The organism is Bradyrhizobium neotropicale, assembly GCF_001641695.1.
GTDB classification, from domain to species: Bacteria; Pseudomonadota; Alphaproteobacteria; order Rhizobiales; family Xanthobacteraceae; genus Bradyrhizobium; species Bradyrhizobium neotropicale.
Genome location: NZ_LSEF01000064.1, coordinates 16,087 through 30,330, shown reverse-complemented (window position 1 = coordinate 30,330; position 14,244 = coordinate 16,087). Strand labels below are relative to the sequence as shown.

Genomic DNA, 14,244 nt, shown 5'->3' with positions numbered 1-14,244 from the left:
GCTCGGATGCGATCGGAGGCGTGATCTCGATCGTGACGAGGAAGGGCGAGGGGCCGCCGCGTGCGACGACCTCGATCGAGACCGGATCGTTCAACACGTTCAACCAGACCGTGGGCCTGAGCGGCGCCCAGGACAATTTCAACTATGCGTTCAACGTCGCACATTTCCATGCGGGCGACATCCCCGTGACGCCGCTTCAGTTGCTGCCGCCCGGCCAAAAAGCGAACGGCAACAACTACGACAACATGACCTATTCGACCAAGCTCGGGCTCGACATCAACGAGAACTGGTCCGTCAACAGCGTCGTCCGCTATACCGACGCGACGCTGCTGTTCACCGGCGACGGCGGCTTTCCGAGCGTACCAAATGCGACGCAGAGCACGCATGCGGTGCAGCAGCTCTTCAACCGCGAAGAGACGGTCTGGTCGCTGCTCGATGGCCGCATCCGGAATTATTTCGGTGTGAACTATGCTAGCAGCCGCAGCAACGACATCGGCCCCGGCGATCCCCTGGCGACGATCACGACCGGCGAGCGCATCAAATACGACTGGCATGCCGTCACCGAGCTCGCGCGTGGCAACAATCTGATCGTCGGAGCCGAGCAGCAGACCGAGCGGATGGACACGACGGGATTCTCGGCGGAGAACGGCAACAAGGCCGGCTTCATCGAACTGCAGTCGGAGTTTGCAAGGCGCTTCTTCCTCGTCACCAACATCCGCAATGACCACAACGACCAGTTCGGCGAGCACGCGACCTATCGTGTCGCGCCGGCCCTGATCGTTCCGGTGACCGAGACCAAGCTGAAGGCGAGCTACGGGACTGGCTTCAAGGCGCCCACGCTGAGTGAGCTCTATCAGAATTTCCCGACCTTCGGCTTCTTCGGGAATCCGAACCTGAAGCCGGAGCAAAGCGAAGGCTATGATGTCGGCTTCGAGCAGCCGCTGTTCAACGACCGCATCCGGTTCGGCTCGACCTATTTCCACAACAGCATCACCAACCTCATCACCACCAACGCCACCTTCACGTCCTATGCGAACGTAAATCTCGCGACGACCGAGGGCACCGAGAGCTTCGTCTGGGCGCAGGTCACGGAGCGCTTTGGCATTCGCGCCGACTACACTTTCACCCGCGCCGTCGATGCCGCAACAGGGCTGCAGCTGTTGCGCCGGCCACAGGAGAAGTGGAGCGCGGCAGCGACCTGGATGCCGATCGATCCGCTTATGCTGTCAGCGACGGTGCTCCACGTCAGCGACTGGCGGGATGTCACGCGCGACGGTTCGGTGTCCGGGATCGTTACGCCCGGCTACACGCTCGTCAATTTGCGCGGCGACTATGCGGTCAACGATGAGGTCAAGGTGTTCACTCGTGTCGATAACCTCTTCAACCTGCACTACCAGAACCCGACCGGATTCCTTGCGCCTGGTCTCGGCGTGTTCGGCGGCATCCGTATTGCGAGCTATGGCGTGAAATAGCGAAGTAGCCGAGGAGAAAAATGTGCTAGAGTTCCCAATCAGGAGATCATTCATGGCTTTCGACATTCTGCCGTCTCACGCCGACCGATTTCGTCTGCATCCGGTCGAGCCGCGTCATGCGGCGCTGTTTTGCTTCGCGTTGCTGACCGCCGCGTGCGCGCTGGCGAGCTTTGCGCTGGCCTGTGCGACACCGTTTGCGGCGTTTGCCGTGGTGGCGGCGGCGATGCTGCGGCTCGCGCCGGCACTGCTGGTCGTGAGCGGCGCGTGGCTCGTCAACCAGACCATCGGATTCGGTGCGCTGCATTATCCGGTCGATGTCGGCACCATCGCCTGGGGCTTTGTCATCGGCGGCGCCGCGCTAGTCGCGACCGCGGTGTCGTCGGCCGTTCTCGGCGTGTTGCCGCAGAACCGCAGGCCGCTGGTGCTCGCGCTCACGCTCGTCTGTGCCTACGCCGCCTATGAGCTCGCGCTGTTCGCCGCGACCCCGTTCCTCGGCGGCCAGATGGCCTTCACTGCCGCTATCGTGACCCGGCTCGGGCTGCTCAGCGCCGTCTGGCTGGCCGGCCTCGTCGCCGCCTGTGAAATCGTCCGCCTGATCAATCCGTTCGGGCGGGGACGCGCGATCTCGACTTGAACGCGGAAGTTCACTGGCGCGCCGACATCACGTCCCTGGTCTTTCCGGTCCAGGGACACGGCGCGATCTGCGCCGTGCATCGGGGGGCATTCCGGACCCTGCTCGGCTCGGAGCCCTCGCCAGAGGAGTGCCTCGGCTATTTCCGGCGCTTTGAGGAGGCTTTTCGGGCCGCCGCCGGCGCCAAGATCGCCTGCAAGGCCATTCCGGCGGGTACGAGCCTGCATCTTACCAGTCGCGACATCGCCCGGAAGCTGCTAGAAGACGCCCAAATCGCAAGTGGAGAACAGCTATGAGCCAGCTCACGAATGCCCAGGTTACGCATCTGCCGGTCGCAGCCGGGCAAGTGGGGCGGCTTTCGCAGGCCCTGATGGCCATGGTGCTCGGCGTGTTCATCGTCGGCGTCGTGGGCTTCTCCCACATCGATGTCATCCACAACGCCGCGCACGATGTGCGCCATTCGAACGCGTTCCCCTGCCACTGACCGGGGTGGCATGGGCACGTTTCGCTCGATCGTCTTCTCGTCGGTCATCGCCGGTTTCATCGTTGGTCTCATCGTCACGGTCGCCCAGCAGTTCGGCACCGTCCCCCTGATCCTGAAGGCCGAGGTCTTCGAGAAGGCGGCGGAGACGCACCAGCACGAGCATGATTCGGCGGCGGCGCCGCAGGCGGCTGCGGCCGGCCATGATCATGCGGGGCACAGCCACGCCGACCATGACCATGGCGCCGCGGGCTGGGAGCCGCGGGAGGGGCTGGAGCGCAATGCCTACACGGCCGTCGCGAACGTGCTGACCGCGATCGGCTTCGCGCTGCTCCTCGCCGGCTTCTTTGCGGTCCGTAGCGGCGCGACCGGGGAGAGCATTTCCTGGCACGAAGGCCTGTTATGGGGCTTGGCGGGCTTTGCCGTCTTCACAATCGCGCCCGGCCTCGGCCTGCCGCCGGAGCTGCCTGGCGTGCCCACCGCGCCGCTGCTGTCGCGCCAGATCTGGTGGCTGGCCGCCGTGCTGGCGACGGCCGCCGGCCTCGCACTGATCGTCTTTCGCCGCACGGTGCCGGCGGCAATCGCCGGCGTGATCCTGCTGACATTGCCGCATCTGATCGGCGCGCCGGAGTTGCAGCACGTCGAGACCAACGTGCCGTCCTCGCTGTCGCATCAGTTCATGGTCGCGGTGACGCTGACGAGCCTGGTCTTCTGGAGCCTCCTCGGTTCGCTGACGAGCACGATCTTCGCGCGGTTCGATCGTAACGCGGACCGGCCTGCCTAAGTCCGGTCCGGCTTCGCTGCGCGCCGCCGCCGTAGCGCAACAGCTGACCAGATCATCTCGACAAGCCCAAACGGCCAGGCGCCCTGGAGAAAGCCGTAGGCAGCGCTGAGCGCGCAGGCTGGTGGAACCTTGATATCAACGCGGCGGAAGGTCCGAATTGAAAAAAACGCGGCTCGGTTCCTCGCCGATCGTGAACGCGCGCGGGTTGACATAGGACACGGTTGAGGGGTCTAATTCATGTCACGGGGAAAGCGATCTCCCCGCGAGGCGACATGCCGAAGAATCGCGTCCTGATCACGAAGGGCGCAGCATGTCTCCATACACCTCAGATTTTCCTGACAGACTTTTCCGACCGATCGGTGCCGTCGACTCGCGCGAAGCGGGCCGCGGATACGGTGGTCTCCGGCCTTTCCGCCGCCGGTGTGCTCGCGGTCTCGCTCGGCCTGTCGCGAATCTACGACAACGATCTGGAACAGTCGGATGCCGAGCGTCTTCAAGAAGACAGACTATGGGCCGGCGATCCCTGAACTTCATCACCTGGGGCAGAGCGACAACCAGGAGAATAATCATGCGCAATCAGGTCATCTCTTCTGCCGCCATGTTGCTGGCGATTGCGGGTGGATTGTCGCCCGCGCAAGCCCTGACCAGAGAGGAGCTTGCCGCCAGGGTCCTGGCCGCCGGCTACTCGGAGGTTAGCGACATCAAGTCGACCGCTGAAGGCACGGTCGTTCAGGCGGTGAAGGATGGCAAGCAAGTTCGGCTCGTTGTCGACAGCAGCGGCCAGATCAAGCAGCAGAAATAAGTTCGCGAGAGACATCTGATTCAAGGAGCAGAAAAATGCGAAGCAGAATCTCCGTGTTGATTGGCGCCAGCGCTTGGCTCTTCGCCCTCGGCGCGAGCGCGCAGGCGGCCGATTGGCGCAAGTTCGCAGAACCATTCATTTCGACGGCGCAAGCGGCGGAAGATGTCGACTGGCAAAAGGTCGATGAGGCGCTGGGAAGAAAGCCCGCCGTCAGCGGCGACGTTCATCGCTACGGTTTTCCGCGATCCGATCTCGCCGTGATGCTCGATGGCGTGACAATCAAGCCGGCGCTCGCGCTCGGGGGCTGGGTCGCATTCAAGCCTGCCCATGGCGGCGTTATGGCCATGGGCGATCTGGTCCTGCTCGAGTCCGAGATCAGTCCGGTGATGGCCAAGATGATTGCGAGCGGGATTGAAATCACTGCCGTGCACAATCACCTGCTGCGCGCCAACCCGGCGACGTTCTACATGCATATCCTGGGACACGGCGAACCGGCCAAGCTTGCTACGGCAGTCCACGATGCGCTCGCCGAAAGCAAGACCCCGTTGACGGCAGCGGCACCGGCCAGCCCGCCGCCCGCGATCGATCTCGACACTGCACAGCTTGATCAGATTATCGGCGTCAAGGGACAGGCCAATGGCGGCGTCTATCAATTCAATGTGCCGCGGCGCGATCCCATCACCGAAGGCGGCATGCCACTGGCCCCGGTCGGACCGATGGGGGTCGCAATCGGTATCAACTTCCAGCCGACCGGCGCTGGCAAAGCCGCAATCACCGGCGACTTCATCCTGACGGGTGAGGAGGTGAACCCGGTGATCGCCGCATTGCGGACAAACGGAATCGAGGTGACGGCGCTGCACAGCCACATGCTGAACGAGCAGCCACGGATGTTCTTCATGCACTTCTGGGCAAACGACGACGCGATCAAGCTCGCCAGGGGCCTGCGCGCCGCGCTCGACAAGACGGCGAGCACGAAGAGCTGACGGCCGGCACGGACGGAAAACCTGCTGTAGTGTGGGGATCCGCGGCCTCCCCATCAGATGGATCTCCATCCAAGTGCTCGCTACCTCGTTTTCGGGGGGAGCGATCCCATGGATGGACTTGGCTTCGTTGTCTTTGCTCTTGCCGCCCTCGTCGGCGGCTTCGTCAGTGGCTTTTCCGGCTTCGCCATGGGCCTCGTTGTATCAGGCGTATGGCTGCACATCATCACGCCGGTGCAAACCGCCACCTTGATTGCTGGCTACGGCCTCTTCACGCAGGGCTATGGCATCCTCAAGCTGCGGCATGTCCTCAACTTGCGAAAGGCCTGGCCACTCGCACTCGGGACCGTGATCGGCGTGCCCATCGGCGTCAGCATTCTGACCTACCTCAATCCTGCCTATCTTCGGTTTGGCGTCGGGGTGCTGCTGATTGCCTATGCGATCTACGGCCTGGTGCGGCCGGCGTTCGCTCCGATGAAGATCGGAACCGGAGCCGACATCGCGATCGGCCTGTCGAACGGCTTGCTTGGTGGCTTGACTGGACTCGGCGGCGTGATCTCGACGATCTCCTGCCAATGGCGCGGCTGGCCCAAGGAGCTGCAGCGCGCCGTGTTCCAGCCGGTGCTGTTCGCGGCATTCGTGGTGATCTCGCTGTCCCAAGCCGCCGCGGGCACCATCACCAGGGACACGTTGGCGCTCTACGCGCTCGGCATCCCCTTCATGATCGCCGGCCTTTGGTTGGGCTTCAGGCTGTTCGGAAAGATTGACGACGAGACGTTCCGAAAGACCGTGTTGGTGCTTCTGCTGTTCTCGGGCCTGTCGTTGATCGTGTCCGTGTCGCCGTTTGCTCCCCGCTAGGTCAGGAGGCCACCATGCCCTTGGAGACTTTTGGCGTTATCCCCATACCCAACGGTTTGAACAGCGACTTCGATCACGCCGCGTACGATCCCAGGACGCGTCGCATTTTCATCGCGCATACCGCGCGCGATTGCATCGAGGTCATCGACCACGATAGGCAAAAGCACATTGCGACGCTTGCGGGATTTCCGGCGGTCGCCGGTGCCGTCGCCGACGATGGGGATATCCTGACGACCAATCGCGGTGCCGCAACGATCACCTGGTTGGACGCGAGGAGCTACGACATCAAAGGCGTCTTCCCATCGGGGCCACGGCCCAACGGTGCCGCGATCGTCAAGCGCCTGGGTATCGGCATAGCCGCGTGCATCGGCGATGCCCTTCAGGGCCCAACGCTTCAGGTCATCAATCTGAAGGAGGTTACGCAGCGGGCGATCGATCTGCCGGGCAGACCGCGCTGGTGCGTCACTGACGCGAACGCGGAGCGTGTATTCCTCTGCATCCGCGAACCGTCGATGATCCTGACGGCGCGGATGCGCGACCTGGACGACGTCGCTCATTGGCCGCTGCCGTGCGGCGGCGCGCATGGCCTCGATATCGATCATGCCCGCAATCGTCTCTACGCGGCCTGCGACGACGGCGGTCTGGTCGAAGTCGACAGCACATCCGGGAAGGTCACCAATGTATGGCCGATTGCCGGGCCGCCTGATGTCGCGTTCTTCAACCCGGCGACCGGCCGGGTACATGTGGCGATCGGCGATCCCGGCCTGATTGAGACGATCGATCCAAGGACCCGAAGCAGAATGCAGACGGTGACGGCGGAAGGGGCGCATACCACGGCGATCGTCGTGCCCAACCGGCTTTACGTGATTTCGCCGAGGCATGGCGGCGTACTGGTGCTGGGCGATTAAGGAACAGCGCGAGCAGCCGCGAGAATGCGAAGCTGTGTCTGCAGTTTCGAATGCAAGCCGAAGACCGACGCCGCGCCTTGCTCTGTCATTGCGAGCGCAGCGAAGCAATCCAGCGTCTTTCCGAGGCGACAATCTGGATTGCTTCGCTGCGCTCGCAATGACGAGGTGAAGGCAGGCGAAACTCACAACTGCAGTCGTCGTGCTCAGGCTTGCCGTCTTCGTTGAAGCTTTGCTGGCCCTAGCTAGCATCGAGAACCCGGCGGAGCCCGGACAAGCCCGGCCACGACGGAAGGGTCGGCAGCGGCGACTCAGTTCAGGTGCGCACCGTCATTGCGACAAGCGCGGGCGCGCAGACACCGTTGCGAAATCTGAAGTTGTGGAGCGATGTCATGCGAAAGGTATGTCAGTAAGCCTATCCGTGTCCTGCGAGCCACGATTGTGCTGTCTATGCAACATCCCTCGGCGATTTAACCCTCGTCGCAGTCCGTTCGCGTTAGCGCCGCTTTTTAGCCACACCCTGACATGAATAAAATCGCTCTAATCCTTTAGGGCAGGCGACGGCCGACGCAGGCGACGAGAAAATCCCAAGGTCGATTCAAATCTTGGGTCTGATTTTTCGGGTCTGAAAGGGTTGGCTGGAGAAACTGGTTAGCGATGGACGCGAAGACCAACATCAAGCAGAGGCTGCCGAGCCGTCACGTGACGGAAGGCCCTGCGCGCGCGCCCCATCGCTCGTACTTCTACGCCATGGGTCTGACCACCGAGCAGATCCACCAGCCCTTCGTCGGCGTCGCCTCCTGCTGGAATGAGGCCGCCCCCTGTAACATCGCCCTGATGCGCCAAGCCCAGGCGGTGAAGAAGGGCGTCGCGTCGGCTGGCGGCACACCGCGGGAATTCTGCACTATCACCGTCACCGACGGCATCGCCATGGGCCATGACGGCATGCGCTCGTCGCTGCCATCGCGCGAATGCATCGCCGACTCCGTCGAGTTGACCGTTCGTGGCCACGCCTATGACGCCCTCGTCGGTCTTGCCGGCTGCGACAAGTCGCTGCCGGGCATGATGATGGCGATGCTCCGCCTCAACGTGCCATCGATCTTCATCTATGGCGGCTCGATTCTGCCCGGCAACTTCCGCGGGCAGCAGGTTACCGTCCAGGACATGTTCGAGGCGGTCGGCAAGCATTCCGTCGGCGCCATGTCCGACGAGGACCTCGACGAGATCGAGCGTGTGGCGTGCCCTTCGGCAGGAGCCTGCGGTGCGCAGTTCACCGCCAACACCATGGCGACGGTCTCGGAGGCCATTGGGCTCGCGCTGCCGTACTCGGCCGGCGCCCCTGCGCCGTATGAAATCCGAGATGCCTTCTGCATGACCGCGGGCGAGAAGGTCATGGACCTGATCGCTGACAACATCCGGCCGCGCGACATCGTCACCCGTAAGTCCCTGGAAAACGCGGCGGCTGTGGTCGCGGCTTCCGGCGGCTCGACCAATGCTGCACTGCACCTGCCGGCGATCGCTCACGAAGCCGGCATCAAGTTCGACCTGTTCGACGTCGCTGAAATCTTCAAAAAGACACCATATGTCGCGGATTTGAAGCCGGGTGGCCGTTATGTCGCCAAAGACATGTTTGAAGTTGGCGGCATACCGCTTCTGATGAAGACGCTGCTCGACAACGGCTTCCTGCACGGTGACTGCCTCACCGTCACGGGCCGCACGATCGCCGAAAACCTCAAGAGCGTGAAATGGAATCCGCACCAGGATGTGGTGCACCCGGCAGACAAGCCGATCACCGTGACAGGCGGTGTGGTGGGTCTGAAGGGCAATTTGGCGCCAGAAGGTGCGATCGTGAAAGTCGCGGGAATGTCCAACCTCAGGTTTACCGGCCCAGCCCGGTGCTTTGACCGTGAGGAGGACGCTTTCGAGGCGGTCCAGAAGCGCACCTATCGCGAAGGCGAAGTCATCGTGATCCGCTACGAGGGGCCGAAGGGCGGTCCTGGCATGCGGGAAATGCTCCAGACCACAGCGGCGCTGACCGGCCAGGGCATGGGCGGCAAGATCGCGCTCATCACCGACGGCCGGTTCTCCGGCGCCACCCGCGGCTTCTGCATCGGCCATGTCGGGCCCGAGGCGGCCGTTGGCGGCCCGATCGGGCTGCTCGAGGACGGCGACATCATCGAGATCGACGCCGTCGCCGGTACCCTTAACGTAAAATTGAGCGACTCTGAGCTCGCCCAGCGCCAGACCAAGTGGCGGCCTCGCGCGACAAACCATACGTCAGGTGCGCTCTGGAAATACGCTCAGCAAGTTGGACCAGCAGTCGGTGGGGCAGTAACCCATCCGGGTGGCGCGCACGAGAAGCAGTGCTATGCGGACATCTAGGCGTACCATAGTTGCGTTTGCGTTCGGGGCTGTTGCGCTGGCCGCACCTGCGCTCGCCTTCGACGGCGCGCCGGTCAACCAGAAGGATACCGCGATCCCGGTGGTCACGGCGGCGCCGAGCGCTGCGGGTGCGCTGCGCAAGGCTGTACCGCCGGCCGCGACCACCCAGGAAACCTCGCTCAGCGCCCTGCAATATGCTGCCGAAGGCGGTCACCCCATCGCGCAGTGGAAGCTCGGCCGCATGTACGCCAATGGCGACGGCGTTGCCCAGGACGACCTGCGCGCGTTCGAATATTTCAGCCGCATCGCCAACGCCCATGCCGAGGACAGCCCGTCGGCGCCGCAGGCGCAGATCGTCGCCAACGCCTTCGTCGCTCTCGGCCGCTACTACCTCGCCGGCATCCCGAACTCGAAGATCAAGGCCGATCCAGACCGGGCTCGGGAGATGTTCTCTTATGCCGCGTCCTATTTCGGCAATGCGGATGCGCAGTACGATCTCGCCCGCCTGTATCTGAAGACGCCGGACGCCTCGCGCGAGGATTTCCGCTATGGCGCGCGCTGGCTCGGGCTTGCCGCGCAGAAGGGCCAGCACGAGGCGCAGGCGCTGCTTGGCCAGATGCTCTTCAACGGCGACCGCCTGCCGCGGCAGGCCGCGCGCGGCCTGATGTGGCTGACCCTGGCGCGTGACAGCGCCGGTGCCGACGAGACCTGGATCAAGGAAAGCTACAACCGCGCCTTCGCCAAGGCCTCCGACGACGACCGCGCGATGTGCCTGCAAATGCTCGAGCAGTGGGTGCAGGGCCGCCGGGACTGATCGGCGCCGCATAGGGTGGGCAAAGGCGCCTTGGCGCCGTGCCCGGGCCGCCACCTCACCGAAGCTCGCACTGCCTCAGTTCAAGACCGCCTCGAAATCCAGATCCGCCCATACCGGCACGTGGTCCGAGGGCTTCTCCCAGCCACGCACGTAGCTGTCGATGCCGACATTGGCGAGCCGGTCGCTCGCCTGCGGCGACATCAACAGATGGTCGATGCGCAGGCCCTGATTCTTCTGCCAGGCGCCGGCCTGATAGTCCCAGAAGGTGTAGAGCCCAGGCTCATCCGTGACCGCCCGCAGCGCGTCGGTCAGGCCGAGGCCGAGCAGGGACTGAAAGCTCTCGCGCGTCTCGGCCTTGAACAGGGCGTCCTCGGTCCAGGCAGACGGGTTGTAGACGTCGCGCGCAGCCGGGATGACGTTAAAGTCGCCTGCGAGGATCAGCGGCTCCTCGGTCTTAAGGCGCTCCTTCGAATACTCAAGAAGTCGCGACATCCATTTGAGCTTGTAGGGATATTTGTCGCTGCCCACTGGATTGCCGTTGGGCAGATAGAGGCAGGCGATGCGCAGCACCCCGCGCTTGAGCGTCACTACGCCTTCGAGGAAGCGAGCGTGCGCGTCCTCGTCGTCACCGGCGAGCCCTGACTTGGTCTCGTCGAAGCGGAATTTGGAGAGCAGGGCGACGCCGTTGAACGTCTTCTGTCCATGAGTGACGACGTTGTAGCCGAGTGCCTCGATCTCAAGCCGTGGGAAGGCCTCGTCCACGCATTTGATTTCCTGGAGGCAGACGATGTCCGGTTGGCATTCCCTGAGCCATGTGAGCAGAAGATCGATCCGCTGTCGGACCGAGTTCACGTTCCAGGTGGCTACTCTGATGGGCATTGTCGGGCGGCTCCAGGCGGGGCCACCGTTAGAACAAACTGCAAACGCGCCCGTCAAGGCGGCGGCCTGCCCGGCGCAAAATCACCCACAAAATTAACCCGACTTAAGCGGCCCCTCTGCCATTGATGCCAAAAAGGTTGCTCGGATGGGATGGCCCGAAAAGTCCTCAAGTCGACATCAGCCGCGTGACGGCCTCGTCGGCGCGTTCCTGTATTGGCTCGGCGGCTTCGAGATCGAGGACGGCCTGACCGCCGATCTCAGCGAGCGCGAGATGCGCCGCATCCGCGCCAAGCAGGTCGATGCGGTGACGCGGCTGATCCCGGTGACGATGGCCGTGAACCTGCTCACGGTCGCGATCGTGCTGATCCTGTTCTGGGGTAGGGGCTGGAACAGCTTCCTGGCGATATGGGGCATCACTCTCGCCACCACCGCCTCGCTCGCGCTGCGCTCGTGGCGGCGGGCGCACCAGAANCCGCAGGAGGCCTCGCCCCGCGCCACGCGGCAGATGATGCGGCAGGCGTTTTTCCTCGCGGCGATCTGGGGCACGCTGCCGCTTGCGCTGTTCAGCCGGATCGAGCCGACCGGCCAGCTCATCCTCGCCTGCCCGATGGTCGGCATGATGTCCGGCGGTGCCTTCACCCTGTCGACCTTCCCGCGTGCAGGCCTCGTCTATCTCGCGACCATGACCATCGCCTGCGCCGGCGCGCTGCTGCTGTGCGGCGCCGGGCCGTATCTCGTGACCTCGGGGTTCCTGCTGCTGTTCGCGTTCTTCATGGCGCGCAACATCGTCTCGCAGGGCAACCTCTTCCTCGGCAACCTGAAGGCCCAGCTCGCACTCGAACGGCAGACCGAGATCATCTCGCTGCTGCTGAAGGAATTTCAGGAGAATGCCAGCGATTGGCTGTGGCAGACCGACGCCGAGGGGCATCTCACCGACGTGCCCGAGCGCTTCGCAGCCGTCGCGCAGCTCCCGCTTCCGCTGTTGAAGGGATCGCACTTCGTCGACGTGCTCGACATGCTGTGTCCCGAGGACAAGACGGCGGCCTACAACGTCGTCGGCCTGATGGAGCAGGGCGAGCCGCTGCATGAGATGAGCATCAAGGTGGTCGCCGGCGGCGAGGCGCGGCTGTGGTCGCTGACGGCCAAGCCTGCATATGACCGCGACGGCCAGTTCCTCGGCTATCGCGGCTTTGGACGCGACGTGACTGAGCGCTGGCGCGCCGAGAAGGCGGAGGCGGAGAGCCGCGCCAAGTCGGACTTTTTGGCGGTGATGAGCCATGAGATCCGCACGCCCATGAACGGCGTGCTCGGGCTCGCCAGCATGCTGCTAGAGGCCAAGCTCGATCCGGAGCAGCACGAGGCCGTCACCACGATCCGCGAGTGCGGCGACAACCTTCAGCGCATCCTCAACGACATTCTCGATCTCTCCAAGCTCGAGGCCGGACGCTTCGCGTTCGAAGCGATCGATTTTGCTCCGCAGGCGCTGGTCGAGGCGGTCGCGACCGTGGTGCGGGCGAGCGCCAAGAGCAAGGGGCTGGCCGTCAAGATCGAGCTCGACCCCACCCTGCCGCCGACGCTGCGCGGCGACGTCGCGCGCATCCGACAGGTGCTGCTCAACCTCGCCTCCAATGCCGTGAAATTCACCGACGCCGGCGAAGTGACAATCGCCGCGACCTGCCAGGCGCGGCGCGACCTGCTTGCCACCGTCGAATGGACCGTGACCGACAGCGGCATCGGTATCGCGCCGGAGAAGGTCGGCAAGCTGTTCACTGACTTCTCGCAGGCCGACGCCTCGATCAGCCGTCGTTTCGGCGGCACTGGGCTTGGACTCGCGATCTCCCGGCGCATCATCGAGCAGATGGGCGGCACCATCGGCGTCACCTCGACGCCGGGCGAGGGCTCGACGTTCCGTTTCACGCTGGTGCTGCCCTGGAGCCAGGCGTTGGCGTCGGAGCAGGACGCCGCCCGCGACGAAGAAGACGAGCTCAAGGCCCGCATCGCCGCGCTCGATCGGCCGCTGAAGGTGCTCGTTGCGGAGGATGATGCCGTCAACCGCATGGTCGTTAGCAAGATGCTGGGCGCCTTCGACGTCGATCTTCGCGTCGTCACCGATGGTGTCGAGGCCGTGCAGGCGGCGTCCGAAGGCGATTACGACGTCGTCCTGATGGACGTGCGCATGCCAGACATGGATGGCCTTGCCGCGACCCGGGCGATCCGCGCGCAAGGCGACCGGTTCACGGCCTTGCCCATCACCGCGCTGACAGCCAACGCCTTCCCCGAGGACGTCAAGATCTGCCGCGAGGCGGGAATGTCAGACTTCCTGGCCAAGCCCTTGCGCAAGCCCGCGCTGGTCGCGGCGCTGCTGCGGGCGCTGGACCACGTGGGGTCGGAGGAGGCCCCGCTTCAGCCGGAGCTGTTGCCGGTCGACGCGGATTGGACGGACGAGGAAAGGCAGATAACCGGCGCCTAGCCTGTCAGATCGAAAAACTCGTCCCGCAGCCGCAGGAAGCGGTCGCGTTGGGATTGTTGACGCGGAACGAGGCGCCGATCAGATCGTCGACGAAATCGACCTCGGATCCTGCCAGGAATGGCCGGGACGCGGAATCGACCAGCACCACAGCGCTGTCCCGTTCGATCACGAGATCGTCGTCGGCACGCGCGCGGTCGATGTCGAACTTATACTGAAAGCCGGAGCAACCGCCGCCCTCGACCGAGATCCGCAGCATCGCGCCGGAACCTTCGCCCTTGAGGATCTCCCCAATCCGGCGTGCTGCGCGGTCGCTGATGGTCACGTCAGTCGTCATCGTTCGCCTCCGGTCGCAGCGCAGTCATACCAAGTTCACTTGCCCAATTCAGTTGGTATCCCGCGTCCGGCATAGTTAAGTGCAAGGGTCCGCAGAATCAAATGGATAGGGACTAAATTCGTCGTGTCCGTCGGAATGGCTGCCCCCCGCGCACCCTATGCATGTGATCCCGATCGCAGTCGCGGCCGGCTGGTCGCGGAGCCGCCGAGCCGGACTCGCAGCCCGTTCCGGCGCGATTGCGACCGCGTGATCCATTCTACCGCCTTCCGCCGCCTCAAGTACAAGACCCAGGTATTCGTGTTCCATGAGGGTGACCACTATCGCACCCGGCTGACCCACTCGCTGGAAGTGGCGCAGATCGCCCGCGCGCTGGCCCGGCAACTCGGACTGGACGAGGACCTCACGGAGACCCTGGCACTGGCCCATGATCTGGGTCACCCGCCGTTCGGCCA

Annotated in this window: 16 protein-coding genes and 1 pseudogene; 15 read left to right on the top strand and 2 right to left on the bottom strand. The window is 64.0% G+C overall.

All coding sequences use genetic code 11. From position 1 onward, the window contains the following. The 12 genes from AXW67_RS22510 to AXW67_RS22455 all read left to right on the top strand — a co-directional run. On the top strand, nucleotides 1–1,472 hold a 1,472-nt coding region (locus AXW67_RS22510; protein WP_245315677.1), incomplete at its 5' end, for a TonB-dependent receptor plug domain-containing protein. Nucleotides 1,473–1,524: 52 nt separating this feature from the next. Beyond that, nucleotides 1,525–2,106, top strand: coding sequence for a hypothetical protein (locus AXW67_RS22505; protein ID WP_063679611.1), 582 nt, complete (start codon nucleotides 1,525–1,527; stop codon nucleotides 2,104–2,106). Continuing rightward, entirely contained in the window at nucleotides 2,103–2,399 is a 297-nt protein-coding gene (locus tag AXW67_RS22500; RefSeq protein WP_063679610.1) for a hypothetical protein, read from the top strand. Before AXW67_RS22505 ends, AXW67_RS22500 begins: the two co-directional genes overlap by 4 nt. Continuing rightward, nucleotides 2,396–2,587 (top strand): CbtB domain-containing protein, encoded by a 192-nt coding sequence (locus AXW67_RS22495; RefSeq protein ID WP_035684023.1) that lies wholly within the window; start codon nucleotides 2,396–2,398, stop codon nucleotides 2,585–2,587. Before AXW67_RS22500 ends, AXW67_RS22495 begins: the two co-directional genes overlap by 4 nt. A gap of 10 nt (nucleotides 2,588–2,597) precedes the next feature. Then, a complete protein-coding gene (locus tag AXW67_RS22490; protein ID WP_063679609.1) occupies nucleotides 2,598–3,368 on the top strand; it encodes a CbtA family protein in 771 nt (256 codons plus the stop codon). Nucleotides 3,369–3,640: 272 nt separating this feature from the next. Continuing rightward, nucleotides 3,641–3,895 (top strand): hypothetical protein, encoded by a 255-nt coding sequence (locus AXW67_RS44205; RefSeq protein ID WP_063679608.1) that lies wholly within the window; start codon nucleotides 3,641–3,643, stop codon nucleotides 3,893–3,895. A gap of 41 nt (nucleotides 3,896–3,936) precedes the next feature. Further along, entirely contained in the window at nucleotides 3,937–4,170 is a 234-nt protein-coding gene (locus AXW67_RS22480) for a hypothetical protein (RefSeq protein WP_063679677.1), read from the top strand. A gap of 35 nt (nucleotides 4,171–4,205) precedes the next feature. Further along, nucleotides 4,206–5,153, top strand: coding sequence for a DUF1259 domain-containing protein (locus AXW67_RS22475; RefSeq protein ID WP_063679607.1), 948 nt, complete (start codon nucleotides 4,206–4,208; stop codon nucleotides 5,151–5,153). 108 nt (nucleotides 5,154–5,261) lie between these two features. Continuing rightward, complete coding sequence (locus AXW67_RS22470; protein WP_063679606.1) at nucleotides 5,262–6,008, top strand: sulfite exporter TauE/SafE family protein; 747 nt, start codon at nucleotides 5,262–5,264, stop codon at nucleotides 6,006–6,008. 14 nt (nucleotides 6,009–6,022) lie between these two features. After that, nucleotides 6,023–6,916 (top strand): YncE family protein, encoded by an 894-nt coding sequence (locus AXW67_RS22465; RefSeq protein ID WP_145927785.1) that lies wholly within the window; start codon nucleotides 6,023–6,025, stop codon nucleotides 6,914–6,916. A 654-nt stretch (nucleotides 6,917–7,570) separates the two neighbouring features. Continuing rightward, nucleotides 7,571–9,295 (top strand): dihydroxy-acid dehydratase, encoded by a 1,725-nt coding sequence (gene ilvD / locus AXW67_RS22460; protein ID WP_027550775.1) that lies wholly within the window; start codon nucleotides 7,571–7,573, stop codon nucleotides 9,293–9,295. Continuing rightward, nucleotides 9,282–10,109, top strand: a complete 828-nt coding sequence (locus tag AXW67_RS22455; protein WP_027550776.1) for a tetratricopeptide repeat protein — start codon at nucleotides 9,282–9,284, stop codon at nucleotides 10,107–10,109. Before ilvD ends, AXW67_RS22455 begins: the two co-directional genes overlap by 14 nt. A gap of 75 nt (nucleotides 10,110–10,184) precedes the next feature. Here the strand turns inward: AXW67_RS22455 and xth are convergent, their stop codons facing one another. Next, the gene (gene xth, locus AXW67_RS22450) at nucleotides 10,185–10,988 is read right to left on the bottom strand and encodes an exodeoxyribonuclease III (RefSeq protein ID WP_063679604.1); all 804 of its coding nucleotides are present in this window, start codon (nucleotides 10,986–10,988) and stop codon (nucleotides 10,185–10,187) included. Between the two features lie 145 nt (nucleotides 10,989–11,133). Between xth and AXW67_RS44200 the strand changes: the two are divergent. Continuing rightward, a pseudogene (locus AXW67_RS44200) lies at nucleotides 11,134–11,459 on the top strand (PAS domain-containing sensor histidine kinase); the annotation flags it as partial. Nucleotide 11,460: 1 nt separating this feature from the next. Next, a partial coding sequence (locus AXW67_RS22445) for an ATP-binding protein (RefSeq protein ID WP_245315675.1) occupies nucleotides 11,461–13,458 on the top strand: 1,998 nt, incomplete at its 5' end. 4 nt (nucleotides 13,459–13,462) lie between these two features. Here AXW67_RS22445 and erpA read toward each other — a convergent pair. Continuing rightward, nucleotides 13,463–13,792 (bottom strand): iron-sulfur cluster insertion protein ErpA, encoded by a 330-nt coding sequence (erpA, locus tag AXW67_RS22440; RefSeq protein WP_027550779.1) that lies wholly within the window; start codon nucleotides 13,790–13,792, stop codon nucleotides 13,463–13,465. Nucleotides 13,793–13,915: 123 nt separating this feature from the next. On the opposite strand from erpA, the gene AXW67_RS44195 reads away from it, so the two are divergent. Next, the coding region (locus tag AXW67_RS44195) for an HD domain-containing protein (RefSeq protein ID WP_245315673.1) at nucleotides 13,916–14,244 on the top strand (329 nt) is incomplete at its 3' end.

Excerpts from the sequence above, each read along its gene's own strand:
- AXW67_RS22475 (WP_063679607.1), top strand. The coding sequence starts at position 4,206 with ATGCGAAGCAGAATCTCCGTGTTGATTGGCGCCAGCGCTTGGCTCTTC.
- AXW67_RS22465 (WP_145927785.1), top strand. The coding sequence starts at position 6,023 with ATGCCCTTGGAGACTTTTGGCGTTATCCCCATACCCAACGGTTTGAAC.
- AXW67_RS22455 (WP_027550776.1), top strand. The coding sequence starts at position 9,282 with ATGCGGACATCTAGGCGTACCATAGTTGCGTTTGCGTTCGGGGCTGTT.
- AXW67_RS22480 (WP_063679677.1), top strand. The coding sequence starts at position 3,937 with ATGCGCAATCAGGTCATCTCTTCTGCCGCCATGTTGCTGGCGATTGCG.
- xth (WP_063679604.1), bottom strand. The coding sequence starts at position 10,988 with ATGCCCATCAGAGTAGCCACCTGGAACGTGAACTCGGTCCGACAGCGG.
- erpA (WP_027550779.1), bottom strand. The coding sequence starts at position 13,792 with ATGACGACTGACGTGACCATCAGCGACCGCGCAGCACGCCGGATTGGG.
- AXW67_RS44205 (WP_063679608.1), top strand. The coding sequence starts at position 3,641 with ATGCCGAAGAATCGCGTCCTGATCACGAAGGGCGCAGCATGTCTCCAT.
- AXW67_RS22495 (WP_035684023.1), top strand. The coding sequence starts at position 2,396 with ATGAGCCAGCTCACGAATGCCCAGGTTACGCATCTGCCGGTCGCAGCC.
- AXW67_RS22505 (WP_063679611.1), top strand. The coding sequence starts at position 1,525 with ATGGCTTTCGACATTCTGCCGTCTCACGCCGACCGATTTCGTCTGCAT.
- AXW67_RS22470 (WP_063679606.1), top strand. The coding sequence starts at position 5,262 with ATGGATGGACTTGGCTTCGTTGTCTTTGCTCTTGCCGCCCTCGTCGGC.
- AXW67_RS22490 (WP_063679609.1), top strand. The coding sequence starts at position 2,598 with ATGGGCACGTTTCGCTCGATCGTCTTCTCGTCGGTCATCGCCGGTTTC.
- ilvD (WP_027550775.1), top strand. The coding sequence starts at position 7,571 with ATGGACGCGAAGACCAACATCAAGCAGAGGCTGCCGAGCCGTCACGTG.